The organism is Thalassococcus profundi, assembly GCF_003344785.1.
GTDB classification, from domain to species: domain Bacteria; phylum Pseudomonadota; class Alphaproteobacteria; order Rhodobacterales; family Rhodobacteraceae; genus Puniceibacterium; species Puniceibacterium profundi.
The window spans coordinates 1-22194 of sequence record NZ_QPMK01000007.1; the positions used below are offsets into that span (position 1 = coordinate 1).

Annotated in this window: 18 protein-coding genes, 1 tRNA gene and 1 pseudogene; 5 read left to right on the forward strand and 15 right to left on the reverse strand. The window is 65.7% G+C overall.

Translation table 11 applies throughout. From position 1 onward, the window contains the following. The 4 genes and pseudogenes from DU478_RS11075 to DU478_RS11090 form a co-directional block, all read right to left on the reverse strand. A pseudogene (locus DU478_RS11075) lies at positions 1 to 382 on the reverse strand (transposase); the annotation flags it as partial. Positions 383 to 577: 195 nt separating this feature from the next. After that, the gene (locus tag DU478_RS11080) at positions 578 to 1261 is read right to left on the reverse strand and encodes a UPF0149 family protein (protein ID WP_114511036.1); all 684 of its coding nucleotides are present in this window, start codon (positions 1259 to 1261) and stop codon (positions 578 to 580) included. Between the two features lie 58 nt (positions 1262 to 1319). Next, a complete protein-coding gene (locus tag DU478_RS11085) occupies positions 1320 to 1829 on the reverse strand; it encodes a cell wall hydrolase (protein ID WP_233501203.1) in 510 nt (169 codons plus the stop codon). 258 nt (positions 1830 to 2087) lie between these two features. Next, positions 2088 to 2162 (reverse strand) — tRNA-Phe (locus tag DU478_RS11090). 172 nt (positions 2163 to 2334) lie between these two features. Between DU478_RS11090 and mnmH the strand changes: the two genes are divergently transcribed. Further along, positions 2335 to 3414, forward strand: a complete 1080-nt coding sequence (mnmH, locus tag DU478_RS11095) for a tRNA 2-selenouridine(34) synthase MnmH (RefSeq protein ID WP_114511037.1) — start codon at positions 2335 to 2337, stop codon at positions 3412 to 3414. Here the strand turns inward: mnmH and selD are convergent. From selD to urtA, 6 genes are all read right to left on the reverse strand, one after another. Continuing rightward, a complete protein-coding gene (gene selD / locus DU478_RS11100) occupies positions 3375 to 5543 on the reverse strand; it encodes a selenide, water dikinase SelD (protein ID WP_114511038.1) in 2169 nt (722 codons plus the stop codon). The genes mnmH and selD overlap by 40 nt on opposite strands. Positions 5544 to 5649: 106 nt before the next feature. Next, positions 5650 to 6345, reverse strand: a complete 696-nt coding sequence (gene urtE / locus DU478_RS11105) for an urea ABC transporter ATP-binding subunit UrtE (protein ID WP_114511039.1) — start codon at positions 6343 to 6345, stop codon at positions 5650 to 5652. A gap of 145 nt (positions 6346 to 6490) precedes the next feature. Next, positions 6491 to 7231: an urea ABC transporter ATP-binding protein UrtD gene (gene urtD / locus DU478_RS11110; protein WP_114511040.1), complete on the reverse strand. Its 741-nt coding sequence runs from the start codon at positions 7229 to 7231 to the stop codon at positions 6491 to 6493. Next, a complete protein-coding gene (gene urtC / locus DU478_RS11115; protein ID WP_114511041.1) occupies positions 7228 to 8478 on the reverse strand; it encodes an urea ABC transporter permease subunit UrtC in 1251 nt (416 codons plus the stop codon). The genes urtD and urtC overlap by 4 nt, the downstream gene beginning before the upstream one ends. A 184-nt stretch (positions 8479 to 8662) precedes the next feature. After that, a complete protein-coding gene (gene urtB / locus DU478_RS11120; RefSeq protein WP_114511042.1) occupies positions 8663 to 10618 on the reverse strand; it encodes an urea ABC transporter permease subunit UrtB in 1956 nt (651 codons plus the stop codon). An 83-nt stretch (positions 10619 to 10701) separates the two neighbouring features. Continuing rightward, a complete protein-coding gene (gene urtA, locus DU478_RS11125; RefSeq protein ID WP_114511043.1) occupies positions 10702 to 11988 on the reverse strand; it encodes an urea ABC transporter substrate-binding protein in 1287 nt (428 codons plus the stop codon). A gap of 441 nt (positions 11989 to 12429) precedes the next feature. Between urtA and DU478_RS11130 the strand changes: the two genes are divergently transcribed. The 4 genes from DU478_RS11130 to DU478_RS11145 all read left to right on the forward strand — a co-directional run bounded on the left by DU478_RS11130 (position 12430) and on the right by DU478_RS11145 (position 16471). Continuing rightward, complete coding sequence (locus tag DU478_RS11130; protein ID WP_114511044.1) at positions 12430 to 13854, forward strand: circularly permuted type 2 ATP-grasp protein; 1425 nt, start codon at positions 12430 to 12432, stop codon at positions 13852 to 13854. A gap of 7 nt (positions 13855 to 13861) precedes the next feature. Beyond that, on the forward strand, positions 13862 to 14815 hold the full coding sequence (locus tag DU478_RS11135; RefSeq protein ID WP_114511045.1) for an alpha-E domain-containing protein: 954 nt from the start codon (positions 13862 to 13864) through the stop codon (positions 14813 to 14815). Continuing rightward, a complete protein-coding gene (locus tag DU478_RS11140) occupies positions 14812 to 15648 on the forward strand; it encodes a transglutaminase family protein (protein WP_114511046.1) in 837 nt (278 codons plus the stop codon). Before DU478_RS11135 ends, DU478_RS11140 begins: the two co-directional genes overlap by 4 nt. Before the next feature lie 100 nt (positions 15649 to 15748). Further along, on the forward strand, positions 15749 to 16471 hold the full coding sequence (locus DU478_RS11145) for a peptidase (RefSeq protein ID WP_114511047.1): 723 nt from the start codon (positions 15749 to 15751) through the stop codon (positions 16469 to 16471). A 126-nt stretch (positions 16472 to 16597) separates the two neighbouring features. Here DU478_RS11145 and DU478_RS23125 read toward each other — a convergent pair whose 3' ends face one another. The 5 genes from DU478_RS23125 to DU478_RS11165 all read right to left on the reverse strand — a co-directional run bounded on the left by DU478_RS23125 (position 16598) and on the right by DU478_RS11165 (position 22187). After that, complete coding sequence (locus DU478_RS23125; RefSeq protein WP_199488328.1) at positions 16598 to 17953, reverse strand: TRAP transporter large permease; 1356 nt, start codon at positions 17951 to 17953, stop codon at positions 16598 to 16600. A gap of 3 nt (positions 17954 to 17956) precedes the next feature. Beyond that, positions 17957 to 19291, reverse strand: a complete 1335-nt coding sequence (locus DU478_RS23130; protein ID WP_199488329.1) for a TRAP transporter small permease subunit — start codon at positions 19289 to 19291, stop codon at positions 17957 to 17959. A gap of 89 nt (positions 19292 to 19380) precedes the next feature. Next, a complete protein-coding gene (gene dctP / locus DU478_RS11155) occupies positions 19381 to 20472 on the reverse strand; it encodes a TRAP transporter substrate-binding protein DctP (protein WP_114511048.1) in 1092 nt (363 codons plus the stop codon). A gap of 135 nt (positions 20473 to 20607) precedes the next feature. Then, positions 20608 to 21147 (reverse strand): chemotaxis protein CheD, encoded by a 540-nt coding sequence (locus DU478_RS11160; RefSeq protein WP_114511049.1) that lies wholly within the window; start codon positions 21145 to 21147, stop codon positions 20608 to 20610. Further along, complete coding sequence (locus DU478_RS11165; RefSeq protein ID WP_114511050.1) at positions 21144 to 22187, reverse strand: CheB methylesterase domain-containing protein; 1044 nt, start codon at positions 22185 to 22187, stop codon at positions 21144 to 21146. The genes DU478_RS11160 and DU478_RS11165 overlap by 4 nt, the downstream gene beginning before the upstream one ends. Positions 22188 to 22194: the final 7 nt, after the last annotated feature.

Here is a 22194-nt window from a genome sequence, read left to right on the forward strand (position 1 = left end):
CGCTGCGTCGAGCGATGCTGACCCAATGTGCGGCAGGCCCGGCGCTCAGATACGCCAAGGGTCTGCCGCACATGGTCGATACATCGACGGCGGCGGGCGGGGCTCAGAAGTTTCCCCGGGCGGCCTCGGTCAGGATAATCTTGTCCAGCGTCAGATCCGAAACCGCCCGCCTGAGCCGGGTATTCTCGGTCTCAAGCTGCTTCAGCCGCTTGAGCTGGTCCCGGCTCATGCCGCCATACTCTTTGCGCCAACGGTAATAGGTCTGCTGCGTCACCCCGATCTGACGCACAGCATCGGCAATCGAGCTGCCTTGACCTTGCAGCACTTCAACCTGTCGCAGCTTCAGCACAATCTCTTCGGGCTTGTCTCGCTTTCCAGCCATCGCTTGGTCCTCCTGACATCGGGATAAAACTATCCCAGTTGGTGGACCACTTCAGTGGGGGCACTCCAGACACAAGACCGCTTCTGAAAAGGTACACAGGATCATTTACGACTTGCTATGCGGGAGACATCCACACAGGTCACTCGCCGCGCTGTCCATGAGCGGCAGGTCGGGTGCGAGCAGCTCTCCCAAAGGTCAGTGTCGACCGCAGCATTTCTTGTATTTGCGCCCCGACCCGCAGGAGCATGGATCGTTCCGCCCTGGCCGGGAGCCCGCCTTGAAAGGTAGGTCGGGGAAGTTTGCGGGCTCCCGCGAGGAAAGCTCGGGGCGGGACTGATGGAGTATGGTGGCGACGCAGTTCGGGATCAGATCGGGTGCTTCAAGGTCGATCTCGTCGATCTCGTCATCCGTGAATTTGCTCTGGCCGGTGTAGATATCCTGAAGCGCCATCAGGAAGATCATCGTCGTGCGCGTCTCTTCATCGGCCTGGTCGAGCAGTCGGCTCCAGGCATCCGGGCGCAGCCCCATGGCGCGCGTGAAGCCATCGACCCAAGGCTCCCACAGGATTTCGTCACTATTGGGATCGACCTCGTAGATCGGTTCGACCCAAAGCGAGGCGGCAAGCGCCTGAACGGCCGAATTGTAATGCGCCATCACTGCACCGATGGTCTCCTCCGCTGAATGTTGGTTAGGAAATTGTGCCTCTCCCGTCTCTCCCCAGACCTGAGGCAACCACTCCGAGGGCGGGATCAGCTCTGGGCAGGCAAGAACACTGACGATGTAGCCGTCAAGCTCGCTGAGCGTCATGGGCATGTTCTCGGTTGGCAGCGCATTCAGCAGCGCGTCAAGTCGATCGAGTTCCTGTTCAGATTGGTCCATGGAAGCCTCCCAGCGAAAAACGTGTTCTTACGCGACGCAATTCAAAAACACCCGCGCGTCAGGACGACGTCCCGGTGAGTCCTTCAAGTGGCGCGGGAGGAGCCGACTGCGTGACCTCTTCCGGTCTGCGTTTTTCGTAAAAGGCATTCCCGCCCGTCGCCAGGACATAGTGCATGTTGTTGTAGGGCGCGCTGTACCCGGCACTGTGGAAAAACTGCGCATCTCCAACCAGGGGATGCCGTTCACCGCGCAGGACCGAGGCTGCTGCCTCTTTTACCAGTGGAACAGCTGGTCCCTGCAACTTGCGTGACATAACCCCGGGCGCGAACTGGCCTTTCTGTTCGACGACGCCACAGACGCTTCCGGGAAATTCCGAGGACTCCACCCGGTTCATGACCACGCTGCCGACGGCAATCATTCCGTCGCGGCTGGACCAGTTCGACTCGAAATACATCGCCCTGGCCATGCAATCGATGTGCCCGGCGTCCGGGCTGGTGCGATTGTGTGCGTCGCAAGCCGCCAAGAGTCCGAGAGTCGCGAGCATCATGGCGTGTCGCAGGGTCGTCATTGGCTCTTGTCTCCGTCGCGACGTGTGACTGCAGACCACCGGGCCTCGCTTTGGCAGGGACGTGCGCACCCGAAAGTCTGTGGGGAAGACAACGGCAAAAGCGTTCGGAGATCAAGGCCAGCAAAACGAGGCAAGGGCACCTTCTATCAGCGCATCAGGCAAAGGTTCGTTCGATCAAGTCAGAGCCAACTGCCGCAGCGCGATTCACATGTGGGGCGGCGAGACACCGCTCAAGTCTCTGGAAATTTTGAGTTGAAGTGGTGCCCGGGGGCGGAATCGAACCACCGACACGAGGATTTTCAATCCACTGCTCTACCCCTGAGCTACCCGGGCACGGGTGAACGGGCGTGCCGTTCGGGTGAAGGCCTTCTAGGCGAGGGGCGCGGTCTTTGTCCAGAGGGGAAAGCCAAAAATTCACGTCAGAGCAACCGCAAGCCACAGGCGCGGCGGAGGTGCGGTGTGCTCGGCTCTTTCAACGCGCGCCGGGGCAGGGTAAAGCGCGAATATGACAAAGGTCTTCAGCACGCTCGGGCAGGTTCTGGACCACGGTTTCGATACCGTGATCGACGTCCGCAGCCCGGCGGAATTCGCCGAGGATCGCGTGCCCGGTGCGATCAATCTGCCGGTGCTCGACAACGAGGAGCGCGCGCGCGTCGGCACCATCTACAAGCAGCAAAGCCCGTTTCTCGCCCGCAAGCTGGGGGCGGCGCTGGTCTTCCGCAATGCGGCGGCGCATATCGAAGGGCCGCTGGCGCATCATGACGGCGGCTGGCGGCCGCTGGTCTATTGCTGGCGTGGCGGGCAGCGGTCGGGGTCCTTCGCCTGGATGCTGGCGCAGATCGGCTGGCGCTCCGAAACCGTTCAGGGCGGTTACAAGACCTACCGCCGGCTTGTCACGGCGGCGCTTTACGATCGGCCCCTGCCGCACCGGCTGGTGCAACTGGGCGGCTACACCGGGACGGCAAAGACCGCGCTGCTGCACCGGCTGCGCGACCGCGGGGTGCAGATCGTCGATCTCGAGGGGCTGGCGCGGCATCGCGGCTCGCTGCTGGGCGGTTTGCCGGGCGGACAGCCAAGCCAGAAGGCATTCGAGTCATCGCTGGCGCAGGCGCTGCACGCGCTCGATCCGGCGCGGCCGGTGCTGGTCGAGGCGGAATCGAGCAAGATCGGCACCTGCAACATTCCGCCCGCGGTCTGGACGGCCATGAAGGACGCGCCGTGGATCGAGGTCGCCGCCCCACTGGACGCGCGCGCCGCGTACCTGGCCGAGGCCTATGCGGATATCCTGGCGGACGGCGAATCGCTGCGCGACAAGCTGCGCCCGCTGGTGCAGCACCGGGGGAGGGCCGCGGTCGAGCGCTGGTTCACGCTGATAAACGCCGGCGACAAGCCCGAGTTGACGGCGGCTTTGGCTGCGGATCACTACGATCCGGCTTATGACAAGTCGATGCGGGCGATGGCCCCGCAAGTCGTGGCCCGGGTCGAGGCCGAGAGCCTGTCCGACAGGGCGCTCGACGGTGTTGCCGCACGGATCGAGGCCGCGGTTCAGGCGATTTCGATGACGCCTGGGTCGCCGGTCAGCTGACCAATCTCCGCGGCGGTGTCGCCGGCGTCTCGGAGCTGGGCCAGGAGCCCCTGTGCCCGCCCGGCAGGCACGGCGGCCAGGAGGCCGCCGGACGTCTGGGGGTCGAACAGCAGGTCGGTCTCGGGTGCCTCGGGCAAGCCGGGCAGTGCTACGCGGTTCTGCGCGAAAAGCGTCGAGCGGATGCCGCGCGCCGCAAGGTCGCGGGCGCCGGACATCAGCGGCACGGCGCCCGGGTCCAGACGCGCGCCCACCTTCGAAGCGTCGCAGAGGCCACGCAGGTGACCGGCAAGGCCGAAGCCGGTCACGTCGGTCATCGCATGGGCCACGGGCACGAGGATCGCGGCGGCCCGGGCCTGACCCCGGGTCATCAGGTCCAGCGCCTCGGCCACCCAGTCTCCCTTCGCCAGCCCCTGCATCTCTGCCGCCATCAGCACGCCGCTGCCCAGCGGCTTGGTCAGGATCAGCGTGTCGCCGGGGCGGCCGCCTGCCAGGGTGATCGGCGCCCGGTCGCAGAGGCCGGTGAGGCTGAACCCGATGGTCAGTTCCGTGCCGACGGAGCTGTGGCCGCCGACGATGGCGGCGCCTGCCTCCTGCATCACCTCATCTGCGGTCTGCAGGATCTCGGCCATCAAGCGGGCGGTCAGGGTCTCTGACAGGCGCGGCAGGATCAGGTTCGCCGTGGCGGCCTGCGGGGTTGCCCCCATGGCCCAGATATCGCCCAAGGCGTGATGGGCGGCGATGCGGGTCATCACCACCGGATCGGCCACCATGGCGCGCAGGTGATCGGTAGTAAGTACCTGCCGGGCACCGCCGGTGGTGAGCAGGGCCGCATCGTCGCCGGGCAGGGGGGTGATATCGCCGCGTCTGTTTGCCGGCAAGGCGGTGAGGGACGCTGCCAGCACGTCACGTCCGACCTTGGCGCCGCAGCCGCCGCACATCGGCTTCGGTCCCAGGGCCGTGCGCAGACCGGCGGCGCGGGGCCAGGGCAGGTCCGGCGCGGGCATGCGCGGCAAGGTGTCGAACTTGTCCATGAAGGCGCGGTCGATCCGGTCTTTCCACCGCCACATGAGCGGACCGGACATCGGCAGGCCGAAGCGATCGGCCAGCGCCGTCTTGCCGCCCATGGAAATGAGCTTGAGGTAATCCGTCTGCGGCCGGTAGGCGCGCAAACCGCCGCTGCCCGCCGCGAGGGTACGGCGCAGGTTCGCGTAAAGCACCGGCGCCTGCCGGACCGCGTAGACGCCGGCCTTGGGGCGCGGAGCGAAGGCCATGTGCGCGCAGTCGCCGGCGGCGAAGACCGATGGATCGGAACTGCGCAGCCGGTCTTCGACGATGATGAAGCCGCGGTCGAGTGTCAGCCCGGTCTCTTCGAGCCAGGGATAGGGCCGCGCGCCGGCGGCGCCGGTGACGAAGTCCGCGGGAAGGACCGAACCGCCGTCCAGCGCGACACCCTCCGCGGTGATGGCCGTGACCTCGGCCTCTTCGTGCAGCGCCACGCCCAGATCGACCAGCGCCTGCCGCAAACGCCGGGCCGATGCCGGGCCCAGGTCAGACAGGACCCGGCCCATTTCGACCAGATGCACCGTGGCCGGGCGCTGCTTCTGCGCAAGCGCGTGAGCCATGGCCATGCTCAGTTCGGCTCCGGCGACGCCGCCGCCGATCACGGCGACCCGTGCCGGGCCGCTGCCGGACAGGTAGTGCTGCCAGGCGCTGGCGAAGGAGCCAAGCGGTTTGGCCGGGATGGCGTGGTCGGCAAAGCCCGGCAAATCGGGCATGCCGCTTGTTATGCCGATGTCGACCGACAGGGCGTCGAAGCCGATGGGCGGGCGGCCCGGCACCGACACCTCGCGCGCGGCGAGGTCGATGCCGTCTGCCGCGCCCAGCACCAGCCGGGCGCCGGCAAAGCGGGCCAGCCGCACCAGATCGATGTCCAGCGCCTCGCGGCTGTAATGCCCGGCGACATGGCCCGGAAGCATGCCCGAATAGGGGGCTGTCGGGCCGGGATTGACCAGAGTCACCTGCACGCCGGGCAAAGGATTCATGCCCCATTTGCGCAGCACCAGCGCATGGGTGTGGCCGCCACCGATCAGCACAAGGTCGCGGGTCAGGGGCAGGGGGGGCTGGTGCATGGGCGTCTCCGGCGTGGTCCGCAGCCCCTTAGCATGATCCCTGCCCGGTGTCTTGCCGGTCACGGTGGGTTGCAAACCCACCCTACCGCGCCGTTCCGGGGATCGGTCAGATCGACACCTTGTCGAGCAGCGCAGTCCGGTCGACCTCGCCGGCGCGGCCCGAGAGCGACACTTCGCCGCGGGTCATCGCGACGAAGCTGTCGGCCAGACCCCAGGTGAAGTCGAAATACTGTTCCACGAGAATGATCGCCATGTCGCCCTGATCGCGCAATTGCGCGATCACGCGGCCGATCTGCTGGATGATGTTGGGCTGGATGCCCTCGGTCGGCTCATCGAGCAGCAGCACCCGCGGGCGGGCGATCAGGGCGCGGGCGATGGCCAGCTGCTGCTGCTGCCCGCCCGACAGGTCGCCGCCGCGGCGGTGGGTGAATTCCTTGAGGATCGGGAACAGTTCCCAGATGTGCTCCGGCACGCCGCGCTCGGTTTTCGGCAGGCAGGCGAACCCCGATTCGAGGTTCTCCATCACCGTCATCAGCGGAAAGACCTCGCGGCCCTGCGGCACATAGGCGATACCGGCGCGCGCGGCCTGGTAGGCGTTCAGATGGTCGAGGCGTTGGCCATCGAGCGATATCGTGCCGCCGGAATAGGGGTGCCGCCCGGCAATGGCCTTGAGCAGGGAGGTCTTGCCGACGCCATTGGTGCCCATGACGGCGGTGACCTTGCCGGGTTCGGCGCTCAGCGAGACGCCGTGGAGTATCTGGCTCTGGCCATAATGCAATGTGAGGGAGTCGACGGTCAGCATGCGGTGGCTTTCGGGTCTGTCACAACGGAGGATCGCGCCCGGCCCGGGGGTAGGTGCGGAACGCGCCCGTCCCGGGGGCCGGGTCGGGCGAGATCCGGGGCATGCGCCCCGGATAGGAAATTGAAGGACCGCGGCGCGTCCATCCTCAGCGCCCCAGGTAGACGTCGATGACGTCCTGGTTCTTGGTCACGTGATCGAGCGATCCTTCGGCCAGCATCGATCCTTCGTGCAGGACGGTGACCTTGCAGCCCAGGCGGCGGACGAATTCCATGTCATGCTCGACCACCACCACGGCGCGGGTTTGCGCGGCGCGCTTGAGCAGGTCGGTGGTGTGTTCCCGCTCCGCGGGCGTCATGCCGGCCGCCGGTTCGTCCACCAGCAGCAGGCGCGGGTCCTGCGCCAGCAGCATGCCGATCTCGAGCCATTGCTTCTGACCATGGCTCAGTTCGCCGGAGGGACGCGCGAGTTCATGGGTCAGGCCGATCTCCTCTGCGATCTCCTCGATCCGCGCAGCACCCTTCGCGGTCTTGCGATACAGAAGCACGTCGAAGGGACCGCGCGGATTGGACAGTGCCATGGCGAGGTTCTCGCGCACGGTCTGCGCCTCGAACACGGTGGGTTTCTGGAACTTGCGACCGATGCCGGAACGGGCGATCTGGCTCTCGGACATCTTCAGCAGCGATTCGGATTTCTCGCCATAGACGACGCGGCCCTCGTCGGGACGGGTCTTGCCGGTGATGATGTCCATGAAGGTGGTCTTGCCGGCGCCGTTGGGGCCGATGATGGCCCGCAGCTCCGGCTCTCCGATCTGGAAGCTGAGATTGTTGATGGCGCGGAAGCCGTCGAAGGACACGGTGACGCCGGAGAGTTCGAGCAGGGTCTTCATGGCCGCCGCTCCTCGGGCTCTTGCTGGCCTTCCTCTCGGCGCAGTGCACCCTTGTCGGGACCGAAGTCGCCGACGCGCTGCGGGGCGCGGTTGATGGTGATGTAGTCGAAGAGACCGCCGATGCCCTTGGGCGCGAAGAGCGTCACCAGCACGAACGACAGCCCCAGCAGCACCAGCCACCAGTCGGTCCAGTTGATCGTGTAGAAGCCCAGTGGAATCGACGGCGCGCCGCCGCCGGTGAACCACGACGACAGCAGCGAAACGAAGGCCGCGCCGATCACCGCGCCGTAAAGCCGCCCGCGCCCGCCGATGGCGACCCAGACGGCAAGGTAGATCGACGCGATGGGGGCGATCTCGGCCGGATTGATGATGCCGGCTTGCGGATAGTAGAGCGCGCCCGCGATGCCCGAGACGATGGCGGTGAGGGTGAAGACGAAGAGCTTGTAGCTTTCCACGTGGTAGCCCAGGAACCGCACCCGGCTTTCGTTGTCGCGGATGCCGCGGATGACGCTGCCCATCTTCCCCGACACGACCCAGGCAAAGAGCACGTAGCCCATGGCCAGCGCGAGCGCCGATGCCCAGAAAAAGCCGATGGAGACGACCGATTGCGGCGTGTCCTCGAGCCCCGGCAGGTTCTGCAGGCCCGAGAGGCCATTGTTGCCGCGCAGGCCGGAGTCGTTCTGGAAGAGGTAGAGCGACAGCGCCAGCGTCATCGCCTGGGTCAGGATCGACAGGTACACGCCGGTGACCCGGCTGCGGAATGCAAGCCAGCCGAAGACCAGCGCCAGCAGGCCGGGGACCAGAACGACCATCAGGAGTTGCAGGAAGAGCGAGTCGGAAAAGGCCCAGAGCGCCGGGAAGTCCGAGCTGCCGACGACGCCGAAGATCTGCGTGCCGATGGCGTTTTCGATCTCGGACGGTGTCGGCGGGATCGCCGCGGCGGCAAGGCTTTCGGTCACGATGATCTCGGTCCGGGCGTACATCAGCCACATGCCGATGGCATAGCCGCCGATGCCGAAGAAGGCGAAATGCCCCAAGCTCAGGATGCCGCAATAGCCCCAGACCACGTCCATCGCTACGGCGATCAGGCAAAGGCACAGGGTCTTGCCAAGGGTCTTGATGAAGGAGGTCGACAGCAGGCCGATACCGGTCGCCTCGGCCAGCACGGTGACGACCACCGTGAAGAGGCCTAGGATAGCCAGGAACCACAGGACGGAAGGGTTTTTGGAGAGGAATCCTTGGGTCATGCGCGGCCTCTGGCGTGGCTGGGGGGCTCTGCCCCCGTCCCGGCGTGCGCCGGGACTCCCCCGGAGGTTTTTTGGCAAGATGAAGCAAGGGCGCGGCGCTCCTGCTTCATCTTGCCGCAAAAACTCCCGCCGGAGGCATCCGGCGCGCGCAAGTGGCGGGTCGGGATAATCAGGATGTGCATGGTCAATCCCCCGCCGCGCGGCCCTTGAGGGCGACGATGCCCTTGGGCCGGAACTGGATGAAGAGGATGATGAAGAGGATCATGTAGGTCTGCGCCGCCAGGGTGTTCGACGGGTTGAACCACTCGATGCCCTTCTGCAGCCCGCCGATCAGCGTGGCGCCCGCGAGCGTGCCCCAGACGTTGCCGACGCCGCCCACGACCACGGTCATGAAGCTTTGCACGATGTAATCGGCACCCATCTCGGAGGTCACCTTGGCGTAGAGGCCGATGGCCACGCCGGCGATCCCGGCGATGCCCGATCCCATGCCGAAGGTCAGCATGTTGATGCGGCCGGGGTTGATGCCCATGGAGGCCGCCATGCCGGGGTTCTGGGTCACGGCCCGCACCTCGAGACCCAGCCGGGTCTTGTTGAGGATGAAGAGGATCAGGCCGAGGAACAGCAGCGCCAGCACGAAGATGGCGATGCGGATATTGGCGATCTGCACCACGTCGTTGATCACCCACGCCCCGTCGAGCCAGCCCGGCGAGGTCAGCGGCCGCGCCTGGGTGCCGAAGATGTTCTTGGCCAGCTGCTGCAGGGCGATGGAGATGCCGAAGGTGGCCAGCAGGGTCTCCAGCGGGCGGTGGTAGAGGTGGCGGATCACCAGCCGCTCCATCGCGACGCCCGCGGCGAAGGTCACGGCAAAGGCCAGCGGCAGGGCGACGAGCAGAGAGGCGGTGTAGTCGGGGATGATCTGCTGCACAACGTAGCCGGTATAGGCGCCCATCATGATGAATTCGCCGTGGGCCATGTTGATGACGCCCATGACGCCGAAGGTCACGGCCAGGCCGATGGCGGCGAGGAAGTAGATCGAGGCGAGGCTCAACGCGTCGAGCGAGATGTCGAGCATCTGGTTGCGCGCCACCCGCGCCTCGACCTCGTCGAGCGCGGCGCGCGCGGCGTCGGTGATCGCGGGGTCGGGCTCGGCATATTCCTCGAAGAAGACATGATTGGACAGCGCCGCGGCGCGCGTCTCGTTGGTTACCAGCGCCGGAACATCCGTGTCCACGTCGTCGATCAGCGCGGCATAGGCGCGGGCGCGGCCGTCGTCGGTGTTCAGTTGTCCGACCGGCACGCCGCCGACGCGGCCGTCGACGATGTTGCTGGTCAGCAGCGCCTTGATCTGGTCGGGCGAGGCCGCGGGCGGCGCGAGATCGGCGGCCACGAGGCGCGCGTAGGCCTCGGCTTCGGTGATGTCGGTGCCGGGGGTGAGGACGCGGGCGATGTTGGCGTCTTCTGGCAGGCTGGGCGCCGCGCGGGCGGTGCTGGCCAGGACCAGGTTCAGAACCGACCGGGTCTGAACGTCGAGCTCCGAGGACAGCCGTTCGATCGCGGCCACGCGCTCTTCGGTCGTGTCGGCGAAACGCGCGGCGAGGTTGCCGGCCAGTCGCTCCTTGCGGCGCTTGATCGCCGGGTCCGGTTCGTTTTCGATGGACTGGGTCAGCGGGTCGATCTGGTCGGCATCGGGGCTGCGCTCGATGGCGTCCAAGGCGGCCACGCGGCGGGCGCGGTCGGGGTCCGACAGCTGGAACTGCACCAGGGCCGCGCCGATCACTCGGCGGACGCCGCCATTGGGGCGTATCTCGGTCATGTCGGAGGCGGTGCCCGCGGGCTCCAGCGTCGAGATGTCGGTGAGCGCGTAGCCGTTGCCCTGCGGTTCCGCGTAGAAGAAAAGCCCGTCGCTTTCCCGGACAAAGACGCCCTTGTTCTGCCAGCGTTCGAGGAATTCCGACACGCCGGGCAGGCCGGAGGCCACGAGATCCTCGATCACCGTGCCGACGCTGCGGCGTCCGGGGTCGGCCACCTCTTCGGCATGGCGTTGCAGCACCGATTGCAGCGTCTCGCCGCCGGATTGCTGCGCTCGGGCGGACGGCAGGCAGATACAGAGCGCAAGGGCAAACAGGAGCGCGCGAAGCATGGGCGTGGCCTTGATGCGGAGTTGGAAAAGGTCGGCAGGTCCGGCGGGCGCGCGAGGGAGGCGCGCGCCCGCCGGGGGGCGTGTCAGTAGTTGGACGTCAACTGCACGCAGGTCTCGGTTTCGGTGTTGTACATGCCGCAGCCCAGCTCTTTCCAATCCGAGGTGAGCACGGCGGATTCCGGCAGGAAGTCGGTCCAGGCATCGCCCGGCACCGGTTCGGTCTGGGAGATGATGTCGAACTGGCCGTCGGCGCGGATCTCGCCGATGAGCACCGGCTTCGACAGGTGATGGTTCACCAGCATCTCGGCGGTACCGCCGGTGAGGTTCGGGAAGGTCTGGCCGTACATCGCGTCGCGCACGGCGTCGACTTCGGCGGTGCCGGCCTGTTCGACCGCGTTCACCCACATGTTGAAGCCGATGTAATGCGCTTCCATGGGGTCGTTGGTGACGCGATCCTCGTTGCCGATGAAGGCGTGCCAAGCTTCGATGAATTCGGCGTTTTCCGGCGTGTCGGCGGACATGAAGTAGTTCCAGGCCGCGAGATGCCCCTCAAGGTTCGAGGTGTCGAGGCCCGACAGCTCTTCCTCGCCCACGGAAAAGGCCACGACCGGAATGTCGTCTGCCGAAACACCGGCGGCGGCGAGTTCCTTGTAGAAGCCGATGTTGGCGTCGCCGTTGATGGTCGAGATCACGCCGACCTGCTTGCCGTCGGCGCCCAGGGCCACGACGTCAGCGACGATCGTCGCCCAGTCGGAATGACCGAAGGGCGTGTAGTTCACGAAGATGTCCTCTTCGGCGATGCCGTTGTCCTTGAGGTAGGATTCGAGGATGTTGTTGGTGGTGCGGGGATACACGTAGTCGGTGCCCAGCAGCGCGAATTTCTCCACGCCCAGTTCCTCGAGGAAGTAATCCGTCGCCGGGATCGCCTGCTGGTTGGGGGCGGCGCCTGTGTAGAAGACGTTCTTGGAGGATTCCTCGCCCTCGTACTGCACCGGGTAGAAGAGCAGTCCGTTCAACTCCTCGATCACCGGAAGCACGGATTTGCGCGACACCGAGGTCCAGTTGCCGAAGATCACGTCAACCTCGTGCACGGTGAGAAGTTCGCGCGCCTTTTCGGCAAAGAGCGGCCAGTCCGAGGCCGGGTCGACCACGACCGCCTCGAGATCGCAGCCCAGCACGCCGCCTGCCTCGTTCTGCTGGGCGACCAGCATTTCCATCGTGTCCTTGAGCGTCGTTTCCGAGATCGCCATCGTGCCCGACAGCGAATGCAGCACGCCGACCTTGATCGGGCAGTCCTGGGCAGCGGCGGCTCCGGCGCCGGCCACAAGTGCGGCGGCAGCCAGGCTTGTCAGTGAAAATTTAGACGTCATGTATCGTTCATCCCGTGGTGGCGCGGCCTGTCGTCGGACACTTCGGGGACATCCCCTGCGGATAGCCTGTCCGGACGCGGGCCGCGGCGATTATTGTTGCCGGTTAGCGCGGCGCCCGCCTTGGGCTGACAGCCGCGCCTGTCCTTCGAATGTGTCCTGTGACAAGGACGCCTAAGGCTTAGCCAGACATACTGGTCTCGCCATAATCACACCGTGCCGAACACGCGAGATTCGAGGGAATTGCCGCATTATCGGGCAAAAGCGGGCGTGAATGACGCGAAAGCAGGCGAAAACCTGCGATTGACGCAGGGTCAGAAGCGGAGGGAGAACGAAGCTGCGCATTTTCTGGGCGACTTTCCTGCCCGCCGGCGCGGCGCGCCCTCATTCGGTTTTACATGCGCGGGCCGGGGTGATTTAGTGAACGACAAGAGGGACATAGACATGACCAACGCCGAACCCGGCTTTTTCGATGAAATGCGCAGCGGCAGCCAGGTGCGCGAGGCCTACCAGAGCCTCGAACGCTGGCACAGTTCCATGCCGGACGATCTGCGCACGCTGAAACAGAGCGAGGCGGAGAACCTGTTCCGCCGCGTGGGCATCACCTTCGCGGTCTACGGCGAAGGCGGCGATCCCGAACGGCTGATCCCTTTCGACATGTTCCCGCGGGTGTTCACCAGCCCGGAATGGCGCAAGCTCGAACGTGGAATCCGGCAGCGCGCCGCGGCGCTCAACGCCTTCTTGGCGGATGTCTACGACCGCGGCGAGATCATCAAGGCCGGCCGCATTCCTGAACATCTCGTCACCCGCAACGACGCCTTCGAAAAGGCCGCCATCGGATTCCGTCCGCCGCGCGGCGTCTATTCGCATATCGTCGGGATCGACCTCGTGCGCACCGGGCGCGACCAGTTCTACGTGCTCGAGGACAACTGCCGCACGCCCTCGGGCGTCAGCTACATGCTGCAGAATCGCGAGATCATGATGCGCATGTTCCCGCAGCTTTTCCTTGAAAACCGCATCGCCCCGGTGGACGGCTACGCGCGACTCCTGAAAAAGACGCTGGCGTCGGTCGCGCCGGACAAGTGCGAGGGCGAACCCAAGGTGGTGATCCTCACGCCGGGGCAGTTCAACTCCGCCTATTACGAACATTCTTTCCTTGCCGACCTTATGGGGGTCGAGCTGGTCGAGGGGCAGGACCTCTTCGTCGAAGGTGATTTCGTCTGGATGAAGACCACCAAGGGGCCGCAGAAGGTCGACGTGATCTACCGCCGCCTCGACGATGCCTTCATCGACCCGCTGTGCTTCCGGCCCGATTCCATGCTGGGCGTGCCGGGGCTGATGTCGGTCTACCGTTCGGGCGGGGTGAACATCTGCTCCTGCCCGGGCGCGGGCGTCGCGGACGACAAGGCGGTCTATACCTTCGTGCCCGAGATGATCCGCTTCTACCTGGGCGAGGCGCCGATCCTTGAAAACGTGCCGACCTGGCAATGCGCCAAGCCGGACGACTGCAAATACGTGCTCGAACACCTGTCGGAACTGGTGGTCAAGGAGGTGCACGGATCGGGCGGCTACGGCATGCTGGTCGGACCCAAGGCCGACAAGAGCACGATCGAGCTCTTTCGCCAGAAGATCGTCGAGGACCCGGCGAACTACATCGCCCAGCCGACGCTGGCGCTTTCGACCTGCCCCACCTTCGTCGAAGAGGGCATCGCCCCGCGACACGTCGACCTGCGGCCCTATTGCCTGGTGGGCGAAAGCATCGAACTGGTGCCCGGCGGCCTGACGCGCGTGGCGCTCAAGGAAGGATCCCTGGTGGTGAACTCGTCGCAGGGCGGCGGGGTCAAGGACACCTGGGTACTGGCGGAGTGACTGGGACATGCTGAGCCGCACCGCATCGCATCTGTTCTGGCTGGGCCGCTACATCGAGCGGGCCGAAACCACCGCGCGGCTTCTCGAAGTGGGCGGGCGCAACGCGCTGCTGCCCGACATCGGCGGCGGCTACCGCAACGACTGGGAAGCGATCCTGCAATCGAACGGATCGCTGCCGGACTTCAAGGAAAAGTACGGCGACCCCGTGCAGCGGAACATCGAGACCTTCCTGTTCTTCGATGCCGAGAACCCGTCGTCGGTTTTCGCCTGCATGGCCGCGGCGCGCGAAAACGCCCGCGTGGTGCGCACCGCGCTGACCTCGCCGGTCTGGGACGCTATCAACACCGCTTTTCAGGAATTGAACCAGTTCCGCCGGATGGAGCGCAGCAAGCTGGCCCTGTCAGACCTCACGGAATGGACGATGCGGTCCTGTGCGCTGATCCGCGGGTCGATCGACGCGACACAGATGCGCAACGACGGCTTTCACTTCATGGGTACCGGCTTCGGCATCGAACGCGCCGACAATACGGCACGCCTGCTCGACGTGAAATACTACGTGCTGCTGCCCAACGTGTCCTACGTGGGCTCGGGTCTCGACCAGTCGCAATGGGTGACACTGCTGCGGTCGATGTCGGCGCACCGGGCCTTCGGCTGGACCTACACGGGCGAGCTGACCGCCGCCAAGATCGCCGATTTCCTGATCCTCAATCCGCAGTTCCCCCGCTCGCTGCGCGCCTCCGTGCAGGATGCGAATTACCATTTGGACTGCCTGACCCGCGGCTACGGCCGGGCGACCAGGGCCCAGAGCCACGCCCGGACCATGCTGGCAGAACTGGTGGAAAGCCAGGTGAGCGACATCTTCGACGAGGGTCTGCACGAATTCCTGCTGCGCTTCATGGCCCAGAACGCGGGCCTCGCCGGGGTCATCCAGGACACCTATCTGCAAGGAAACCCGGAATGAGACTGAGCGTCCATCACGTCAGCCGCTATCACTTCGACACGCCCGTCCGGCGCCTGGTGCAGACGCACCGGCTGACCCCCAGCGACTGCGCCAGCCAAAGGGTGCTGAGCTGGGAGGTCTTCAGTGAAGGCGCGGTCAAGGGCGCTGTCTACCGCGACGGCGCGGGCGACCTGATCGAGACGATCTCGGTCAAGGGGCCGGTGACCGAGCTGGTGGTCGAGGTGCGCGGCGAGGTCGACACGACGGACCTGTTCGGCGTGCTGCGCGACTACCGCGAAACGGTGCCGCCCGGCACCTACCTGCGCGGCAGCCACACGACGGATGCGGATGCCGACCTGCGGGCGTTGTCGGCCGAGGCGCTGGAGGGGCTGGAGGAGGAAACCGCGCTCAACCGCGCCCATGCGCTTGCGCGTGCGGTGTCGGGGGCCATCGCCTATTCGCCGGGTCTCACCGAGCCGGCCACAACCGCCGCCGAGGCGCTGGCGCTGGGCAAGGGCGTCTGCCAGGACCATACCCACGCGCTGATCTCGGTCGCCAATGCCGCCGACATCCCGGCGCGCTACGTCACCGGCTACCTGCATTCCACCTCGGACGGGGAGGCGCACGAAGCCAGCCACGCCTGGGCTGAGCTTTACGTGCCGGGGCTGGGCTGGGTCGGGTTCGACGCGGCCAACGAATGCTGTCCCGACGACCGCTACATCCGTCTGGGATCGGGCTTCGACGCGCAGGACGCCGCCCCCATCCGCGGGGTGCTGGCGGGCGGCGTGGAGGAAACGCTCGAGGTCAGCGTGGCCGTGAAGTCGCAGACCCAGAGCCAGCATCAGCAACAGTAACGTAATTTTCGGCTTTCTCTGTCACAGGTGAATGCAGCGCGTTAAATGCGCGGATGGCCGTCACGCATGGGGCGCGATTCGCTTTTCGATTGGTACAACCATGACCTACTGTGTGGGGCTGTTGCTGAACGCGGGCATCGTGATGCTGTCTGACACCCGGACCAACGCCGGGCTCGACAATATCTCGACCTATCGCAAGATGTTCACCTTCGAGGACCCGGGCGAACGGGTGATCGCGATCATGACCGCCGGCAGCCTGTCGGTGACGCAGACGGTGATCGCGCGGTTGAACGATGCGATCGAGGATCCCGAGGATGAAAGCTCTATCCTGCGGGTGCCGAGCATGCTCAAGGTTGCGGAGACCGTGGGGGCGATGCTGTCGGACGTGTCGTTCGAAGTGTCCTCCAAGATGGACCGCATGAACCAGGGCGCCTCGGCGTCGATGATCGTCGCCGGCCAGCGCCGCGGCGGGCCGATGCGGATGTTCCTGATCTATCCCGAGGGCAATTTCATCGAGGCGACCGAGGATACGCCCTACCTGCAGATCGGAGAGCACAAGTACGGCAAGCCGATCCTCGATCGGGTGATCACGGTCGAGACTTCGCTGGACGAGGCGGAGAAGGCGGTGCTCCTGTCGATGGATTCGACCCTGCGCTCAAATCTCAGCGTCGGCATGCCGCTGGATTTCACCGTGATCGAGGAAGGCACCTTCCGCATCGCCCGCACCCGCCGGATCGAGGCGCAGGACGAAGGCTTTGCCCGGATGAGCCACGCCTGGTCGGATGCTTTGCGCGAGGCGTTCCAGCGGATCGAGCGGTTGTGAGCCTCGGACCGGGGGGSCAGCCCCCCGGACCCCCCGGAGGKTTATTGGCAAGATGAAGCAGGAGACCTGCACGGAAAAGGGCCGCGCTGGCATGGCGCGGCCCTTCTGCATCTCTGGTTGCCGACACTATCCGTAGACGATGTTGGGCAGCCAGGTGATGATTTCGGGGAAGAACATGCACAAAAGCAGACCCACGATCTGCAGGAAGAGGAACGGCAGGGCCGACTTGAAGATGTCGGTCATCGGGATTTCTGCCGGGGCCACGCCGCGCAGGTAGAAAAGCGCATAGCCGAAGGGCGGCGACAGGAAGGACATCTGCATGTTGACGAGGTAGAGGACCCCGAACCACAGCACCAGGTCGTCGGGGTTGTCGAAGCCGAAGCTCGCCGCCCCCAGCGCCTTGATGATCGGCACGAAGATCGGCACGCAGAGCAGCAGGATGCCGACCCAGTCGAGGAACATGCCCAGCACCACCAGCACGATCTGCATGATGATGAGGATGCCCCAAGGGCCGAAGCCGGTCGCCTCGAGCGCGCCCTGCACGAATTGCTGGCCGCCTTCGAGCACATACAGCCCGACGAAGATCGTGGCGCCGAACATGATCCAGATCACCATGGCGCTGGCCTTGAGCGTGGTCAGCGAGGCTTCGCGGACGGTCTGCCAGTCGAGCTTGCGATGGATGGCCGCCACGATGAAGGCCCCGAAGGTGCCGATGCCCGCGGCCTCCACGGGTGTGGCGACACCGGTAAAGATCACGCCCAGCACGATCACGATCAGCGCGATGGGTGCCGACATGTTGCCCATGAGCGCGACCTTTTCGGCATTGGAGATCCGCTCCTCGACCGGGATCGGCGGGCCGAGCCTGGGATTGATGTAGCTGCGGATCACCACGTAGGCGATGTACATGCCCGACAGCAGCAGGCCGGGAATGACCGCGCCGATGAAAAGCTCGCCCACCGACTGTTCGGCCACAACCGCGTAGATGATGGCCAGGATCGACGGCGGGATCAGGATGCCCAGCGTGCCGCCGGCCATGATCGAGCCCATGGCGATCTTGGGATCGTAGCCGCGTTTCAGCATCGCGGGCAGGGCGATGATGCCCATGGTCACGACGGCCGCGCCGATGACGCCGACCATGGCCGCGAGCACCGTCGAGGCGATGATCGTCGCCGCCGCGAGCCCGCCTTTGACGCCGCCCAGCACCTTGTAGATCACGTCGAACATCTCGTTGATGATCCCCGCCCTTTCGAGCATCGAGGCCATGAAGATGAACAGCGGGATCGCCGAGAGCTGGTAGTTCGTCATCAGCGGGAAGATCCGGCTGGGCACGATGTTGAGCGCCCGTTCGTCACCCAGGATGAACAGGAACACGCAGGCCAGGCCGCCGGTGACGAAGGCCAGCGGCAGGCCCGCCATCAGCAGCACCAGCAGCGAGCCGAACATGATCAGCGTGAGCAGGCCAATTCCGATATCAAGTCCCATGGATCAGGCCCCCCGTGCCACGGCGCGGATGTCCTGCGCCAGTTTCGAGATGCCTTGCAGCACCAGCAGCAGGCCACCGATCACCATGACCCATTTCATTGGCCACAAGGGCACCTCCCATTCGTTGAAACTGATTTCGCCCCAGCGGATGTTGGGGTCGGTCCACTGGTCCATGTTCCAATTGCCCAGCATCTCGAGGAAGCCGATGTCGCCGCGCGCCCAGTCCGACATCAGCCCGTTGCCTGTGGCGACCGCGTTGGCGTCGAGGGCGAAGATGTAGCTGGTGACCAGCAGCGTGCCCGCGAAGATGAAGAAGAAGACCGAGGTCAGCAGGTCGACCCAGGCCTTGTTGCTGCGCTTCATCGGGGCATAGAAGATGTCCACCCGCACGTGGGTTTCGGTCAGCATCGCGTAGGACCCGGCGATCAGGTACTGCATACCGAACATCAGGTACATGGCCTCGTGCGCCCAGTTCGTGGGGCTGCCAAAGACATAGCGGCTGACAACCTCGAAGTAGTAGACGAAGACCGCGATCACCGCCCAGTAGGCGACGAATTCGCCGGCAAAGAGATTCGTGCGGTCGATCCAGCCGGTCCAGCCGTCCGACACCCAGTCAGCGTCGTCCTTGCGCTCGGACTCTTCGAGTTTCCTGAGCGCCAGCTCGGCTTCGGAGACCTGTTCGCTTTCGGGCAGGCGGGCGTTGGCGCGCCGGACGAGACCCGGCATCAGGAACAGGTCCACGGCCATCGCCGCGAGCAGGATGTAGATCGCGTAGCGGGCGACGTTGTTCCAGTAGCTGAAGTCGCCCTGCGCGGTGGCGGCCAGGGGCCGCGCGGTTTCCAGCTCTGCACTGGCCTCGGCGATGCGTGCGCGGCCTTCCTCCAGACGCTGCTCGGCGCGTTCCACGTTGCGTTCGGCGCGGCGGATGGCAAAGGAACCTTCCTCTTCGGTGGCGATGGCCTCTTCCAGCTCCGCGCGCAGCCCGGGCAGGTCGGCTTCGGCCGTCGCGACACGCTCTTCCTCGCGGTTCAGGATCCGTTCGGCCTGACGCACCACGTTGTCGGCATCCGACACGGCAGAGCGGGCGTCCTGGCTCTGGGCATTGGCGAAGAGGATGGCGAGGAAGACCGGGATGAACAGCAGCCCCAGAAGGTTCTTCACGTAGAACCGGTGCAGCCCCAGCATGCCGCCGGTCACCAGGATGAAATACCCCAGGCTCAGCGAATATCTGCGCCGGGCCGGTTTCGGACGCCGTGCCAGCGCCATGGCGATCAGCGGAAAGACGATCAAGCCGATCCAGTAGGCCCAATGCGGCAGCGTTAAATCGAGACTGGGCATGTCACCCCCTCGTCAATGTGGTTGAAGATGGTCGCAAGAGAGGGCCCGCGCGCAGCGCGCGGGCCCGGGGCCGGTGTCCCGGCACGGTCTTACAGGTTCAGCGTCAGGCCTTCGATCTGCTCTTCCGTGACGTAGCCGAGCGAGCCGGACATCATGTAGTCGAGCTGAATCTTGAAGATCCGCGCCGCGTTCGGGTCGCGGTTGGCGTAGTCGAACCAGATCGGCACGGCGACCTCGGTCATCAGTTCGACGTCGTCCTGGCTCAGGCGCGTGACCTCGGTGCCGTCGGCTTCGAACTTGGCCCAGGCTTCCTGGTCGGCCTTCTGGATTTCCGCGTGGTGATGCGCGGAATACCATTGCGTCTCCATCTCGACGAACTGCTTCATCTCGTCCGACAGCGCGTCCCAGGACGGCTGGCCGACGGTGATGTCCATGAGGTCGACCGGCTGGTAGAGCGACATGAAGCCCGGAGGGCCCATGGAGATGTAGTCGGTGACCTGGCTGAAGCCGAGCGCGTAGTTCACCGCGGGGCCGACGTAATCGGCAGCGTCGATCGTGCCCTTTTCCAGCGCCGGGAAAATCTCGGAGCCGGGCAGAACCGTGGTTTCGGCGCCGATCTCGCTGAACACCTCGGCGACCATGCCGCCGGGCATGCGCATCTTGAGGCCGCGGAAATCGTCGATCGTCCGGATCGGCACCTTGGAGTGGATGATGTTCGGGCCGTGATGCACGGGGCCGACGAAATGCATGCCCTGCGCGGCGTAAAGCTCGCGCGCGATCTCCAGCCCGCCGAGGCCGAAGTAGAACACATCGAATTCGTGCGGATTGCGCAGACCCAGCGGATAGGACGTCATGAAGGTCGCGGCGGGAATGATCCCTTGCGCGTAGATGGTGAACGGGTTCACGGCATCCAGAACACCGTTCTTGACCGCGTCGTAAAGCTGGAAGTCGCCGACCACGTCATTGGCACCGAAAGGCTGAAAGCTCAACTCGCCGCCGGTCTTTTCCTGGATGGTGGCGCACCAATCCTTGAAGGTCTGCAGGCCGATACCGCCGGTATGCGAGGTCTGGATCTTCCAGGTCGTGCCATTGGCCTGGGCCGAGGCGATATGGGGTGCTGCAAGACCTGCCGCCCCAAGCCCGATGAGCGCGCCGCGGCGCGATACGTTCGTCTTCGTCATGTTTTCCTCCCTTTGCGCCGCCTTCCTCCGAGCGGCCTCCTCCGCTCAGGTGCCGAGCGGCCCAAGAGTGGTAGCGCGCCTGCATGAATTGGTAAAGCTTTCTCGCCAATTTTTGGCATCCGTGGCGGTAGGCGGTCAGAAGAGCGTGACGTCCGGGGCCGGGCGCGGTGGCGCGGCGGGCCGTTCCCGGGGGACGGCGGGCTCGCCCTGGTCGGGAACCAGAAGCTGGCGCGCCTGACCGGTGACGGGCCAGAAGCGAATGCGGCGCGCGAGCGTGCCCCCAAGGCTCTGGCTCAGGCAGGGGATGCCTTCGTCCGCGAGGAACTTTAGCGCGAAGGCCCCGTTCATCGCGCCGATGTCGCGCAGGCGTGCATTCATCGACGCACCGCCAAAGACCTTGGCGGCCAGGCGCGTGCGGTCGGCGCCCTGCCGCAGCAGGCCGTTAACCAACAGTTCCATCGCGTAGGCACCATACCGGATGTCGTCGCCGGCCGCGCCGTCGCGGCTGGGCAGCAGGAAATGGTTCATGCCGCCGATGCGCCGGACGGGATCGAAGAGGCAGACCGCCACGCAGGAGCCCAGAACCGTGCTCAGCACCTCGTCGGGGGAGTCGGTGATGGCGAAGTCGCCCTGAAGCACGGTGATCGTGCGTTCGCTGGCAGCCGGTCGTGTCATTGCCGCATCGCCCCCAATTGCCCTTGCCGCGCGGTGCAGGCCGCCAGCAGCGCCGGTCCGATTTGTGGCAGCGGCAGGATCTGCTCTGCCGCGCCGATCTCTGCCGCCGCCCGTGGCATGCCGTAGACCACCGACGTCACCGCATCCTGCGCAATGGTGGCCGCGCCAGCCCTGCGCAGGGCGAGCAAGCCGTCGGCGCCGTCCGACCCCATACCGGTCAGCAGCGCTGCCGCGATCCGGGGTCCCAGTGGCACCGCCGACCGGAACAAGGCATCCACCGAGGGCACATGGCCGCAGATCGGCGCACCGGGGTCCAACGCCAAGCGGGGTGCGGAGCCGCCCGGCCGCGGGCGCAGAGTCAGATGCGCGCGCAGTCCCGCGGCCACCACGATCTGGCCTGGCCTGGGTCGCTCTGTATCGGTGGCCGGCACCACGTGCGCCGGGCATTGTCGGTCCAGCAGGCGCACCAGAGAGCGACCGAAGTCAGCGCCCGTGTGCTGCACGATTAGCGTCGCGGGACAGGCCTCCGGAAATGCACTCAACACGGTCAGCAGGGCATCGACGCCGCCGGTCGAAGCGCCGATCAGCACCATCGGGCTGCCCGGTTCCATTTCGGCGGCAACCGGCGCGCCGGTCGTCGCACGCGGCGCCCGGGCGGTGGACATGCGCGTGATCGTGCGGATCGTGTCGGCGATCCGGTCGCGCGGCATGTTCTGGTCGATTTCGAACAGTCCGGAGCGGATCAGGCTGCGGCGCCGGTCGGGTCCTTCGGCGCCGGGTGCCCGCGGAGCGGCCAGGAGGATCCAGCGGATGTCCAGAGTTTCGAACAGCGCCCGCATCACCTCGAATTCCGGCTGCTGCGACAGGCCCTGTTCGATCATCACCAATTGCGGCCGATGATCCTCGACCACGGCGAAGGTCTCCATCAGGTCGCGTGTCCCGGCAACAAGGTGAAAATCCTCGAACCCCTCGAGCATGCGGGCGAAATGGGTCCGTACGGCAAAGCTTTGCGCCGCGATGACGAGGCTGACCTGTCGCATGGGAGGG